Raw genomic sequence first — 13,951 nt, forward strand, 5'->3', positions numbered from 1 at the left:
TTTCATAGATAATTTCTATGAAGTAGATTTAAGGCTCTGTCAAGTAGTTACGTGTTTGTACTCTATCATAACCTTGAATATCGTCTTAAAATCAACCTAAATTTACTTCCGTAAGGAGTCAGATATGAAGACTTATGACATGTCTCTCATAAAGACAAATGGACTCACGACTTTTTTGGTATTTCTCTCAATTATATTTATTTTCACATTAACTCTAATTTTTTCATTCTTTGAAAACATTGCAGGATTTTCAAATCAAGAAAAAATAGAATATATTAATCAAGCATTAATCATTATTGCCATAATCATTGGAGGATTAGCATTAATTATTAATGCTTACTATACTTCCAGGCTCTCTTTTAGTGACAATCAGAGTGTGTTAAACAAATTCCTTTCTGGCACACTAGCTTGGGATAACAACACTGTAACTGACACTAATAACACCCAAGAAACTTTAGAAGAAATTGTTCCAGAACGTTTTTCTAAAGCGATTGAACAGTTGGGAAATGAGAAGATTGAAACGCGGTTTGCCGCAATTTATGCTTTAGAGCGAATTGCCAGAGATTCTCACAAAGACCATTGGACAATTATGGAAATTCTCGCTGCATTTATCCGCGAGAATGCCCCAATAAATCAGAAATATGAGGATGAGTTACAGCACTCATCAAAACTTCCTACAGATATTCAAACAGCGTTGACTGTCATTGGACGGCGCGATTCACATAAAGATCCGGTAAATCAGAAACTAGATTTACGCAATACAGACCTCAGTAATGCAGACTTAACCGAAGCAAACCTCTCTAGGGCAATTCTCGTTGGAGCCAACTTGCAATGGGTCAATTTTACCCGAGCAAATCTTTCAGAGACAGACTTATCAATAACCTATCTTTGTGGATCAATTTTCTATGAAGCCAACCTGCAAAAAGCAATGCTCCCAGAAGCCAATCTCCAAGGCGTAGTCCTCAGAAAAGCGAACCTCTCAAAGGCAACCCTTTACGACGCCAACTTGGAAGGGGCAATCCTTTGTGATGCCAAATTAGAAGGAGCAATACTTTGTGGTGCAAATTTAGAAGGAGCAATCCTTTGTGATGCCAACTTGGAAGGAGTAAACCTTGAGGATAGCAACCTTCAAGATGCAAATCTAATTGGTAGTAACTTGCAAAATGCAAAGCTTGCTGGAGCTAACTTAGAAGCTGTGTTACTCAGTACAGCTAACCTGCAAGATGCTAACTTCCAAGAAGCTAACCTCTCTAGAGCAAACTTGAGCGGATGTGAAAACCTTGAATTACAACAGATTGAACAGGCACTTGGCGATCGCACCACAATCTTACCAGAAAACTTTAAAATACCCAGAAGCTGGAAGTAACAAAAAGCTAAAGTTTCAGTCAATTAAGCCTTTTGTTATAACCCGCTTGCGCGGGTTTTTTTGTATAGGCGCGGTTTCTACCAACCCTTTGAACTGTGGGAATCATAAGTTATTGGTAGCAAACGGATTGTCAAATTTAAAAGACAATTCGGAAAAATAGCTTTCAGTAGTCAAATATATCACTCAAATTTATATAAATCTCAAATTTAAAGATATTATTTATAAATTAGAATTAATTTGTTTGTATTTTCTGACAAAAATATTATTTGGACTGAATTTATCTCTAATTGTTGGCGCTGTTACAACCCGCGACTTTGAAAACATTTACTATACCTGAGTACTTTAAAAAAACAAAAGTATTTCATTAAAAACATAAGTCTATTAATACTGAAGAGTGATTTGTTGTTATCCCAGCTAAATCGCATTAGCTTGGTAAAATATCAACAATTACCATTTTTAATGAATTCAGAATCGAAAGATTAACAATAACTATTTAGTTTTTTCTGCGCCACTAGTTAAGAGGTAATCTATGGTGCGAAACTCAAAGCTAGGGTACAGAACATTCCCTAAGTCTATTCTGCGTCTATCCGTTGGTATAGGTATAATTGCATTTTTATCAATTGGCGGAATAAGTTTTTATATACTAAAAAACTGGCAAAATTATGCAAATTCAGAAGCACAAGTGCCAGCAACACAATTGCCACAGTTACAAACGGTAACAGCTTTAGGGCGGATTGAACCACAGGGAAAAGTAATTAAACTCTCTGCTGCGGTGTCTGCCGAAGGAAGTCGGGTAGAAAAGTTGTTAGTGAAGGAGGGGGATAGGGTAAAAGCAGGACAGGTGATTGCGATTTTGAACAGTAGCGATCGCTTGCAAGCAGAATTAGAAGAGGCACAAGAACAAGTAAAAGTAGCCCAGGCAAACCTAAACCGCACCCAAGCAGGTGCTAAACCCGGTGAAATTGCCGCCCAAAAAGCTGCGATCGCTCGCTTAGAAGCAGAACGCCAAGGTGATATTAATGCCCAAGCAGCGACAATTGAGCGATTTCAAGCCGAAGTGGGTAACGCCCAAGCAGAAGACGAACGGTATCAGCAGCTATATCAACAGGGCGCAATTTCCGCTTCCCAACGAGATAATAAGCGTTTAAACTTGGAAACCGCTCAAAAAAGCCTGCAAGAAGCACAAGCACAGTTAAATCGGACTCAATCAACAAGCCAGCAAAAGATTAAAGAAGCCACAGCAACACTCGATGAAATCGCCGAAGTGCCAGGAGTGGATATAAAAGCTGCCCAAGCCGAGGTCAATCGTACCATAGCAGCCATGAATCTGGCAAAAGTAAATTTAAAACAGGCCGAAGTGCGATCGCCTCAAAATGGACAGGTATTTGAGATCCATACCCATCCTGGCGAATTAATATCAAATGATGGCATTGCTGATATCGGACAAACCAACCAGATGTATGTGATAGCCGAAGTCTACGAAAGCGATATCGACAAAGTGCGTTCAGGGCAGCAAGTGCGAGTCTTTGGTGATTCCCTCGCCATTGAATTACAGGGAATCGTAGATCGTAAAGGCTTACAAGTGCGGCGTCAGAATGTCATTAACACAGATCCTGCTAACAATATCGATAACAGAGTAGTCGAAGTCCATATCCGACTAGATGAAGCCTCCAGTCAAAAAGCTGCCACCTTAACCAATATGCAAGTTAAGGCAGTAATTGAATTGGGAATAGGGAATAGTGAATTGGGCATTGGTTTAAGTTATTCTCCATCTCCCCCTGCCCCCATTCCCCACTCCCCACTCCCCACTCCCCCCTTTTTATAATGTGATTAAACAACTGCGACGCCGAACCCCTCTTGGATGGCTGCAATTGAATCATGAAAAAAGCCGTCTTTTAGTGGCATTATCAGGAATTGCCTTTGCGGATCTTCTCATGTTCATGCAACTGGGCTTTCAGACTGCGCTGTATGACAGTAACACTAGACTGCATCGCAGTTTGCAAGCAGACATTGTTTTAACCAGCCCCCAAGCCCGTAACTTGCCAAGCTTGTCTACATTTTCTCGGCGGCGACTTTACCAAGCAATGGATATACCAGGGGTGAAGTCAGCAGAACCAATGTATTTCAACAATACAATCTGGAAAAATCCCCAAACACACCGTGAGGCGGGGGTGTTAGTTATTGGTTTTAATCCAGATAAGCCAGCCTTTGATTTACCAGATGTTAACCAGCAATTGCAGACAATTAAGCTGCCAGGTGCTGTCTTGTTCGATCGTGGTGCTAGAGGAGATTATCAAAAAGCGATCGCTCAAATTGACCAAGGTAAAACCCTAACCACCGAAATAGAACGGCGCACAATTACCATTAGTGGCTTATTTCAAGTCGGCGCTTCCTTTGGTTCTGATGGCAATTTGATTACCAGCGATCAAAACTTTTTGCGGCTATTTTCTGGGCGACAGTCCAGCAGTGTCAGTTTAGGTTTGATAAAGGTAAAACCAGGTTATGACCCGAAAAAGGTAGCAGCAACATTGAAAGCCTATCTAAAAGATGATGTCATAGTCTTAACCCACGCCGAATTTATAGAATTTGAGAACAACTTCTGGAGAACAAATTCCCCAATTGGCTTTATTTTCAGCCTGGGTGTATCGATGGGCTTTGTGGTGGGCGTGATTATCGTTTATCAAGTCCTTTCCACCGATGTTAATGCCCACGTTCGGGAATACGCCACCTTCAAAGCAATGGGATATCGCAATTACTATCTACTAGGTGTGGTGCTTGAAGAATCGTTAATATTAGCAGCACTGGGTTTTTTCCCTGGCTTGGGAGTATCCTTAGCACTTTACCAACTGACTCGCAGTGCCACAAATTTACCCATGTACATGACTGCGATTCGAGCATTGCAGGTATTACTGCTGACCATAATTATGTGTGCAATTTCCGGTGCGATCGCCACCCGCAAACTCCAAGCCGCCGATCCTGCTGATATGTTTTAGAACTAGGGGAGTGGGGAGTAGGGAAGAATGTCTTACAACTCCCCATTCCCCATTCCCCATTCCCCATTCCCCATTCCCCATTCCCCACTCCCCACCCCCCAAATATGCTTCCCGTCATCTCCATCCAGAATCTCGACCACCATTTTGGTCAAGGCTCACTCCGTAAGCAAGTTTTATCTAACATCAACTTGGAGATTAACGCCGGTGAAATTATTATTATGACTGGGCCTTCTGGTTCTGGAAAGACTACCTTGCTGACCTTAGTAGGTGGATTACGTTCTACCCAATCTGGTAGTTTGCGGGTATTGGGACGAGAACTATGTGGTGCTAGTGCTGAACAACTAGTACAGGCGCGACGCCGTAACGGTTATATTTTCCAATCACATAACTTGCATGGTAGTTTAACAGCACTCCAAAACGTCAAAATGGCTTTGGAATTGCATAAACATCTTGGCTTAAAAAAGATGCTAGCTAGGTCAGCCCAAATGCTAGAACACGTAGGATTAGGAAATCATTTGCATTACTATCCTGATAAACTGTCTGGGGGACAAAAACAACGAGTAGCGATCGCTCGTGCCTTAGTTAGTCATCCTCAAATAATCCTAGCCGATGAACCCACAGCCGCCCTTGACAGTCAATCGGGACGAGATGTAGTCAATCTCATGCAAAAACTAGCAAAAGAACAAGGCTGTACCATCTTGATGGTTACTCATGACAACCGCATCCTAGATGTAGCTGATCGCATCGTTCACATGGAAGATGGCAAACTCAAGCCAAAAGCAAAACTATCAGTTTAGAGTTGATAAGCTTTTATTTCTCTAGCTTCTCAACTCGGAATCAGAAAATTTTAGGTAAAATCACTGTTATTTTACACTCGACACCCCATATCAATATTAGTAATATCTGTTACGAATGTATAAACGAGGATTAAGATTAGATAAGCTAAAAATCCTAGAAATAATTTATACGATCCATCAATAAAATCTATGATAGGGTGGGCATGTTGTCCACCCTAATTGTGCAAATTAAATGCTCAACAGCTTACCAAAGCTAGCTTTGCCTAAATCTTCTGGGGTTATTTCTGACGCTTTCCCCTTGCTCTTACTTTATCTGGTTTAGTAATTTAACTACACCAACTTTAACCTAACAGTGTACTATGAGTGTCCAGTTGGACAAGTGTCCAACTGATGGATTTCCCAATATTTGTGGTTTTCAACAACATCTACTTCAAACAGGAAACATTAGTAGAAATAAGCTAGTCTATTTTGCAACACAAGCAAGGGATTTTTGCAGCTCTATGATTATTGAGAATAGCGCTAGTAGTTTAAACAAGAAGTTGCTCGGTTTTAATGTCAAAGCAATAAATGTGTTAAAGGGAATATTTGCTGTTCTCCCTTTAACCTTGGCATTGCCTGTAGATGCTTTACAAGTCAAAATTACTCCAACTAATCCTAAATTAGGGGATACAATCTCGGTAGAGATTAATCGAGATAATACCGATAATAGTCCAAATCCAACAGTAGCTAGTGGTAAGAATATATACCCAGCCTTTGAAATTGCCCCCAATCAGTATCGGGCTTTCGTTCCCACAACTCCACTAGAAAAAGCTGGAACTAGAACACTTCGGGTTACAGGAGATGGTCAAGTACAAAATTTAGCAGTGAATGTGCTTAATCGTAAGTTCCCCGTACAACGTATTACTTTGCCACCTGGTAAAGCCGGAGTAGATGCCACAGAGTATGAACTCAAGCGTGTGGCAGCTTTCAAGGCACTACAAACACCACAAAAGTATTGGAATGGAGTATTTCTGAAGCCAAATGCAGGGCGGATGAGTACAAACTATGGTGTACGTCGCTACTATAATGGTACATTTGCAAAAGACTACTATCATCGTGGCCTTGACTACGCTGGTGCTACCGGATCACCGATAATTGCCCCAGCCTCTGGACGAGTTGCTTTGGTAGGTAGGGTATCCCAAGGATTTCGGATACACGGTAACGTAGTTGGCATTGACCACGGTCAAGGAGTAACCAGTATTTTCATGCACCTGAGTCGTATTAACGTTAAAGAAGGTGATTTTGTGAAAGCTGGTCAACTAATTGGTGCAGTAGGTTCAACAGGTGCTGCTACGGGGCCGCACTTGCACTGGGGTCTGTATGTCAACGGACAATCTGTTGATCCAACACCTTGGCGAACTAAGGTCGTTAATTAGTAGAGGCGGAATTGATTGCGTCTGTGCATAATTTGTATTTTTTTTGCTGAAAATTGGCAAAAGAAATTGGGTTGATACCGTCCCTACCAAGCTTTGCTAACATAAATGATGATAAGCATTATGAGCATCGAAAGAATTGTAGAACAAGCTCTCCAGGATGGTTATTTGACACCAGCAATGGAAGCAGAAGTCGGTAGAATATGTGACAACGCCTCGGAACTCTCAATTGAAGAGTATATGGCGCTAGATCGGCTGATGGGAGCGCTATTGACTGGTGAGGTAGTGGCGGTACCTCGCAAACAATTCATTAACGTTATGGAAGAATTGGTACTGACCGAAGCGATCGCCCGAGTCGCAGAAATCGAAGCTACCAGCGAAAGTTCTCTAGATGTCGGCGATATTGCTGCTTATGCCCTCAACAGGCTACCACCTTTATATGCTACTACAGAAGAAGGTGCTAACTTCCAGCGCCAAACGGCTCAGGCACAACTGCAAGACTTGATTTCTCAGCAAATAAGTGAGGCGATTAATCGTTACCTCGATCGACCCAATTTCTTCCCAGAACGGCAAGCTTTGGGCAAAAACACTGGAAATGAGGTTGTACGCCAAGTTAGTGCTTTACTCCAAACTTATGCACCTAACTTTGAGCAAAAATTATAATTTTAAGAGTCATTGGTCATTGGTCATTAGTTTTAGACAAAGGACTAATGACTAATGACTCTTAACTAATTAATCACGTACTAACACTTTTGTTCCTAAACTAACTTGCTCATATAACAATCGAACATCAGAATTACGCATTCTTAAGCAGCCGTGGGATACAGCCGTTCCTATCAGGTCAATTTCCGGCGTGCCATGAAAGCCAATTTCATTCCGTCCATCTGACCAAAAACCAATCCATCTATCTCCCAAGGGACTATCCGTACCAGCCTCAAATACTTTGCCTGTAATCGGGTGACGCCAAATTGGATAGTGTCGCATGTGAATCACCTGGAAAGAACCCGTGGGCGTTTCCCAACCTTTCTTACCTACAGCGATTGGGTAACTGGCTATCACCTCATCTCCTGCGTATACATAAGTCCGGCGATCGCTTAAATCAACTACTACTTGCGTCTTAGCATCTGCCAACTTGTTAGATGGTACTTGTTGGGCTGAAGCCTGAGACCATATACTTTTTGGCCAACTATCTGTAACTGAATTTTGTCTTTCTGTTTGTGCCACCAGCCGCGTCTTAGCTGGTAGTTCGGTTTCTTTCGCTACATCTTTTTTAATGATTTGGGGCTGAGTTTGGGGGACAATTGCGCCTACATTAGTTGCTTTGGCTAAATTCTTCTTAATTATTTTCGACTTAGTTGCTTTGGCTACATTCTTTTTTTTAATTACTTTCACCTTAGTTTGAGGCTTAACAGCAGAAGACTTTGGTGTAAATACCCTCTGGGCAGTTGTACCTTGGGTAGCTTCATCAATTGGCACAGATGCACCCAGTGCAATTTCCCCTAAACTAACTTGGGAAAGATTCTTGTAGACTCCTTCTGGGCGGCTTCCCTTAGGATTGGTTAGGGTAGAATCTCGCCGCATCGCAGTAGATGCAGACTTATCAGACTGCCGTTCTGCCGTAGTAATGCGCCAATGGACAGCTAAAGATAAAAATGCTGTGCCAAAACAGAGCAACATTACCACTCGCCCTACAGATTCATTTCTTACCATTGCCATCGCCTATTATTTATCCCTGACATATCCAGCCGAGAATTCGATGAGTTCATCATCCGATCATCAAAAATTTATCAATACTTATCATTTCTGTTATAAATCTGCCAACACCTCTGGGCAAACTAAGACTATGCAAATTGTTCCAGCAGCAAAACTCTAAGTGACCAACCTCATTCCTCCAAAGTTCTGGGGGTTGTAAGCCAATACTTAGACTTTCTGATGCAACTTTTGAAATGTAGTAATCAATTCTTAGTGGTGTCGGTGGGAGAAAAATCATGTTTGAAAAACTATTCTTAGCGGTCACAATTACATTTTCCCTCAATTTCCTTTTTCAAGTTCGCGTACCAGAGCAACATTATGGTGCTACCTACGGTTCACAACCAGAACAATCAGCAGCTATTCTGGTAACAAAATTAAAAAAATAAATTCCCATTATAGTCACCACAGCAACCCAACTTCCAGAAATTAATACCTGAGCTTTAAAGGTATTAAGAAGTTAGAATTACAAAAGTTTTATCTTCATTCTTATAACCAGATTTAATTATTTTTATCAAGCGTATATACCCAGTTGCGAAAAGTACCAAAATGTGCATATTGCCGCGCTTTTATTACTTAATAGATATTGGGTTAATACAGTTCAGTTAAGCTTTTTCTCTTCCCCTGCAACGCTAGCCTCCCCTGCTCCCTCTGCCTGCCTTAACAGATAAATTTGCTTAACCCAAGCGTATTGGGTCTTGGCTAACTATGCCAGCAGTATAAGGAAAAAGTGACCCTCTTTATTGCTATAAATGTATCCAAAATTGTCTGCCTCAGTGTTCCAGTCATAAATCCGTCACCTTAGCATGGAACTTCTGTCCCATTAGCAGGTCTAATAGATAGGGATGATTTAGAGCCAGTACGATCTATGAGTCAGTCGATCTCTGTATCCTGGTCAACGGTTGATGCAAAGTATCCAGAAGCATCAGTGCAAGTTGACAAACTCCCTAACCACGATTTAATTTTGCGCACTCAAGCGGGACTGCGACCAGATCGTGTTGCGTTTGCAGAACTATTACGCCGCTATCAAAGTCAAGTTGATAGAGTCCTATATCACCTGGCTCCAGATTGGGCTGACAGAGCCGATTTAGCTCAAGAAGTTTGGATTCGAGTGTATCGGAATATTAACCGATTACAAGAGCCTGCCAAATTTCGGGGCTGGTTAAGCCGCATTGCCACCAACTTGTTTTACGACGAGTTGCGGAAACGCAAGCGGGTTATGAGTCCTTTGTCACTGGATGCTCCGCGTTCGTTAGAGGACGGCGAGATGGATTGGGAAATCGCTGGTGATACTCCCGGCCCTGAAGAAGAACTGACAACTAGAGAATTTTACGAACAACTGCGAGAAGCGATCGCGGATTTACCAGAGGTGTTTCGTACTACCATTGTCCTGAGAGAAATCGAAGGCATGGCTTATGAAGAAATTGCCGAAATCACTGGAGTTTCTTTAGGAACTGTCAAGTCAAGAATTGCCAGAGCTAGATCGAGACTGCAAACTCACTTGCAGAATTATCTAGACTCCTAATTTACAGTATCTTGGCTCTGCCCAATGGCAGAATTTAAGGATTGATTAAGAATTACACCAAAGACGTAGATCGCTTCTGCCCTGAGGAGGAAAATTGGCTAATTTCTCCGAATCTCCCGCCCAGTTTACCCGTGTATGAATTGGTAATAATGTTAAGATGACTACTGATTCTCAGTTTTACGACCGTTCTCCTTTGCAACTTCCTCAAGATTTGTCAGATGGAATGGCCAAGCATACCAATGAATCAACGGGTCTTATGGATATAGTGAAGCGCGATCGCTTCGAGTTATTGAGTGCTTATCTCGATGGTGAAGTTACAGCCACCGAACGCAAACAAGTAGAAGAATGGCTGGCAAATGATGCCTCAGTTCAATGCTTGTATGCCCGACTGTTAAAACTGCGCCAAGGCTTGCGGACTCTCCCAGTGCCCACAGCCCAACAGTCACCAGAAGTAACAGTTGGGCAAGTATTGACACGTTTGCGCCGCCGTTCCCGCTTAAACTGGATGGCGGGAGGTGCAGCTATTGCTGCTTGTATAATCGGTGCAGTATCTGGCTTAGTACCTATTGGTTCGAGAGTGCCGCGACTGGCACAACGACCACAAACAGAACCGATACAAACATCTTCAGCGTCTATAATTCCACCTTCCCCGTTGATGGTGGGGCTAAATAACCCGGTAATTGAAATTCCTAAAGCAGCAGTAGCTTCTCCAGAAAATCCAATTTATCCGCTACAGCCGCAACACCACGACTCCAAGCAAGACATAAACTAATCGCAAAATTAACAGTTTACAGATCGTAACTGTATGCGGTTAAACCACAGCTACTCCACCAGCCGTCAGGTTGGAGGATGCCTCCTAATTGGTCAACTCGATCTAAAGCCATTAAATAAACCCAAGCCCAACCCAGAGAGAGCTACTGTGGCTCATAAACCTCGATAATTTGTCGATTATAGAGGTTTTCTGGTGGTTGTTTATTCGGCTGCTAATCTTCCAGCACATCTAGTTCACTTAAAATCCTTGGGTTGGAAAAAGAGAGTAAATATCCGTGAACTTGGCTATCTCCTAGCGCTATTGCTGGTAGCCCATTGGCAAAGCTGTAAAAGTATAAAAAAGTTATACAATTTTAAGTGCTAGAACCATTATATTACCGTTAACATTAATACTGATCTCCAAAAATAAAGTTATACACTTTATCTAAAATTACTAAAATTAACAAATAAAAAAGTTGTACAATTTTGCAGTTTATAACCCCTATATTAGGGTTGGCATTCACGCGACTTACAAAAATAAAGTTGTACAATTTTCTAAAAATCGTCATATTGATAAATAAAAAAGTTGTACAATTGCTCAAAAGCTAGTTTTGTAAAAGATTAGAATTATTTACTACAAGATTCAATGGCGATCGCATGTCTCGCAAACTCAAGCTGTTAATTCAGCTTTGCACTGAGAATGCGATCACACTCTATTTTATTTTACCTATAGCCAGTAGCATTGAGCGATCGCACCGCCAAATGCCTTCCCCTGTCAATCTGCCCAATCTTTACACAGTTGTAAACAACTAAAAAAGTTGTACAATTAGCGCTGCTACAAGCACTATTATATCGTTAGCTACTGATAAGTTTTGAAAAAATAAAGTTGTACAATTTCATCATGCTAGCATTCAAAAACAAATAAAAAAGTTGTACAACTTTGCAAACGACTTTCCTGTAAGGATTTGGGAATATTTGCTCCAAAGTTTAGTGGCGATGCCTACGGCGGGCTGCGCCTACGCATTCCAAGTACAAAGCTGAATCAACAGCTTGAGTTTTGAGAGATGCGATCGCACTTTATTTCACTTTACCTGTAGCCGATAGCATGGAGCAATCACTTAACTCTAAAAACTGATTCATTTTATGATTGCTGTCCAAGTAAGAATGTTGATACTTTTCACCTACTCCAACATTTCTAGTTGTGTTTGGCGCAGTGCCTTACTTCGTCCCTTATTGTCTAGTAATTTTTGTAGTTGCAAGGTGATGAGAGAATGAGGGTTTCAGCCGTCTTTGTTAGGACTTTCGATCATGAACAGAAGCGATCACTCTGAAGTCTACCCAGAACAAAATTGCTTGAAACGCATATTACAAGCTCATTTCAGTTCCATGTATTCCCAAGTGTAAATGGAGGACTGGTACGCTTGTGGAAAACTTGTTGGTCTATGAGATTCTCTTACCGTAAATAATAAAGTTTGGTATAAAAACGACAACCACACCTCACTTTTTAAGTACAATGATTGTATAATTTATTATGGTTGTGAAAGTATGAAAGATTGTACTGACCAAACCATGAGTGTATCTAATAGCTCGTCTATAAAAGCATAAATACACACAATAAGATCAAAGTACTTAAAATTGCAATGGCAAATTACAGAGAGTGGAATCAATCGCTTATATTTTATTTTACCACTGGCTTGCCACGGGGTAAAAGAGTTTATTTAAGTGTTGACAGTGAAATCTTAGAGCAAATTGGTCAGAAATTTAACCAAAAAATTGAAGATAGTAATTGGAGTGATGACTTCCGTAGAGCCGTAAGAGAAGAAGTTGTCACACAAGGACGAGTTAATTTGGCTAAATTGCAGGGACGTAATTTAGACGGCTTACCGGAAGGAGTTGCTTTTTTAGGTGCAATGGTTCTGGCAGCCAATGAAATGGTAGATGAAGAGGAAATCTCAGAAGAGAACTATTTTAAGCGTCTAAAAGCAGTATTAGGTTTGCCAACATCAGAAAATGGTCGTCCGCCAGGTATGAAGTTTGGTAAACAAGGAGAAGAACCCTTATGGGAAGACTGGAATCTTTGGTTAATGATAAATGGATTCATGCCTTCAGCACATCGAGGTTGCGGAGGAAGAATCTATATTAATTATTCAATTTCTCAATCTCTACTTCGTCGTACAGATAAAAACCGACTTGTACAACTGTTTAATGAGAAACAATGGACAGCGCAGTGGGATGCCATGACTCTGTTTGCTGGTGTGAGACGAGAAGCGCAGCGACTCTCTACACATCTCAAACAATTGCTAACTGATAACAGGGAACGCTATGAAGCAGTAGCCGAATCTATTCACGAAGTTTACCAGCAGTGGCAAGCAGAAGGACGGCCAGCAGTAGTAAGAGCAGAAGTACGTAATTGGAGCCGTAACATATTTGCTGGTTTATATCGCACAGAAGACCCGTTTTTTGGTGATGTTAATTACTATCATTATCCAAAAAAAGTGCGGGGATGGGAGTTAAACACTATAAAAATCCAGTATCGTGAGAGAGAACAACGGTTAATAGATGAGCGCCCTGGGTGGTATTTACCTTTAGAATTTCCTCTAAGTTTAAGTGAACTGGAACGCGGTGCTAAATACCCAATTACTCTGCAATGTGACCTTGATTCTCTAGTTTTACCTTCTCGTAATTTTTGGATATTAGTTCCTGATCCAGATGATACAGATACAGGAGCTTATGCTACTTGGGGTCAACCATCACTCGGCACTAAATTTATTTTGCTATGTAAAAAAGAACTACTTCAAGATATCAATCGCTTGCGAGATGAGCGGCTAATAGAGTGGAGTGGTAAACCTCAGCCTGTATTTAATGATTCAAACTGGGTAGAGCTTCACCAGTGCATGGTTATTTCCCTAGCTTGGAATGGAGTATTTATTAGCAATCAAGAACTTAAGGATGCTTTACAGCCCAGTGTCCGTTTATCTATTAGCTTTTCAGGGGGGTTACGTGTTCCGCAGCAGAGCGCATGGTTGGAGGGTCATAGTCCTCAAGTTACCATCTTTGGTTTTTATCCCACTGTGAAGTTACAAATAACTCGATTATTGGATAATTTATCAATAATTGAGCGATCGCAAAGTACAAATACACCAATTTCGGTAAATTTCCCAAGTTCAGGAGACTATGTTGTAAAAGCAACTTGTGCAGGAGAGTCCACTGAACGTTTAGTCAAAATCGTTGATTGGAGTTGGCTTGGTATAGAAAAACCACAACGTTGTGAAATAACGCCTATTAGTTTTGGGAATTATATATGTGGCAGTGTCATTCAGACAGTTTCAGAAAAAGAGTAAAAGCAAACTAGGTGCATA

12 protein-coding genes are annotated in these 13,951 nt (G+C 41.2%); 11 read left to right on the top strand and 1 reads right to left on the bottom strand.

Annotated features, from left to right (window positions below; all coding sequences use genetic code 11):
* Positions 1-124: 124 nt before the first annotated feature.
* The 6 genes from CDC33_RS09050 (at position 125) to CDC33_RS09080 (ending at position 7,231) form a co-directional block, all read left to right on the top strand.
* The gene (locus tag CDC33_RS09050; protein ID WP_244919180.1) at positions 125-1,366 is read left to right on the top strand and encodes a pentapeptide repeat-containing protein; all 1,242 of its coding nucleotides are present in this window, start codon (positions 125-127) and stop codon (positions 1,364-1,366) included.
* A gap of 529 nt (positions 1,367-1,895) precedes the next feature.
* Positions 1,896-3,191 carry an ABC exporter membrane fusion protein gene (locus tag CDC33_RS09055; protein ID WP_181373942.1) on the top strand — a complete coding sequence of 432 codons (1,296 nt, stop codon included), beginning with the start codon at positions 1,896-1,898 and terminating at the stop codon, positions 3,189-3,191.
* A gap of 1 nt (position 3,192) precedes the next feature.
* Positions 3,193-4,359 (top strand): ABC transporter permease DevC, encoded by a 1,167-nt coding sequence (gene devC, locus CDC33_RS09060; RefSeq protein ID WP_109008206.1) that lies wholly within the window; start codon positions 3,193-3,195, stop codon positions 4,357-4,359.
* Between the two features lie 104 nt (positions 4,360-4,463).
* On the top strand, positions 4,464-5,156 hold the full coding sequence (locus CDC33_RS09070; protein WP_109008208.1) for a DevA family ABC transporter ATP-binding protein: 693 nt from the start codon (positions 4,464-4,466) through the stop codon (positions 5,154-5,156).
* 500 nt (positions 5,157-5,656) lie between these two features.
* Positions 5,657-6,571, top strand: coding sequence for a M23 family metallopeptidase (locus CDC33_RS09075; RefSeq protein ID WP_109012504.1), 915 nt, complete (start codon positions 5,657-5,659; stop codon positions 6,569-6,571).
* A 120-nt stretch (positions 6,572-6,691) separates the two neighbouring features.
* Complete coding sequence (locus CDC33_RS09080; RefSeq protein WP_109008209.1) at positions 6,692-7,231, top strand: late competence development ComFB family protein; 540 nt, start codon at positions 6,692-6,694, stop codon at positions 7,229-7,231.
* Between the two features lie 69 nt (positions 7,232-7,300).
* On the opposite strand, the gene CDC33_RS09085 is transcribed toward CDC33_RS09080, so the two are convergent.
* On the bottom strand, positions 7,301-8,278 hold the full coding sequence (locus CDC33_RS09085) for a L,D-transpeptidase (protein ID WP_109012505.1): 978 nt from the start codon (positions 8,276-8,278) through the stop codon (positions 7,301-7,303).
* 278 nt (positions 8,279-8,556) lie between these two features.
* Between CDC33_RS09085 and CDC33_RS09095 the strand changes: the two genes are divergently transcribed.
* From CDC33_RS09095 to CDC33_RS09115, 5 genes are all read left to right on the top strand, one after another.
* Positions 8,557-8,706 carry a QAALIT motif small membrane protein gene (locus CDC33_RS09095; protein ID WP_181373943.1) on the top strand — a complete coding sequence of 50 codons (150 nt, stop codon included), beginning with the start codon at positions 8,557-8,559 and terminating at the stop codon, positions 8,704-8,706.
* A gap of 479 nt (positions 8,707-9,185) precedes the next feature.
* Positions 9,186-9,842, top strand: a complete 657-nt coding sequence (gene sigG, locus CDC33_RS09100) for a sigma-70 family RNA polymerase sigma factor (protein ID WP_109008212.1) — start codon at positions 9,186-9,188, stop codon at positions 9,840-9,842.
* Between the two features lie 157 nt (positions 9,843-9,999).
* Positions 10,000-10,614 carry an anti-sigma factor family protein gene (locus CDC33_RS09105; protein WP_109008213.1) on the top strand — a complete coding sequence of 205 codons (615 nt, stop codon included), beginning with the start codon at positions 10,000-10,002 and terminating at the stop codon, positions 10,612-10,614.
* Positions 10,615-11,249: 635 nt separating this feature from the next.
* Positions 11,250-11,405, top strand: a complete 156-nt coding sequence (locus tag CDC33_RS38495; protein WP_181373944.1) for a hypothetical protein — start codon at positions 11,250-11,252, stop codon at positions 11,403-11,405.
* An 827-nt stretch (positions 11,406-12,232) separates the two neighbouring features.
* On the top strand, positions 12,233-13,933 hold the full coding sequence (locus CDC33_RS09115) for a hypothetical protein (protein WP_109008214.1): 1,701 nt from the start codon (positions 12,233-12,235) through the stop codon (positions 13,931-13,933).
* Positions 13,934-13,951: the final 18 nt, after the last annotated feature.

This window comes from Nostoc commune NIES-4072, from assembly GCF_003113895.1.
Classification (GTDB): Bacteria; Cyanobacteriota; Cyanobacteriia; order Cyanobacteriales; family Nostocaceae; genus Nostoc; species Nostoc commune.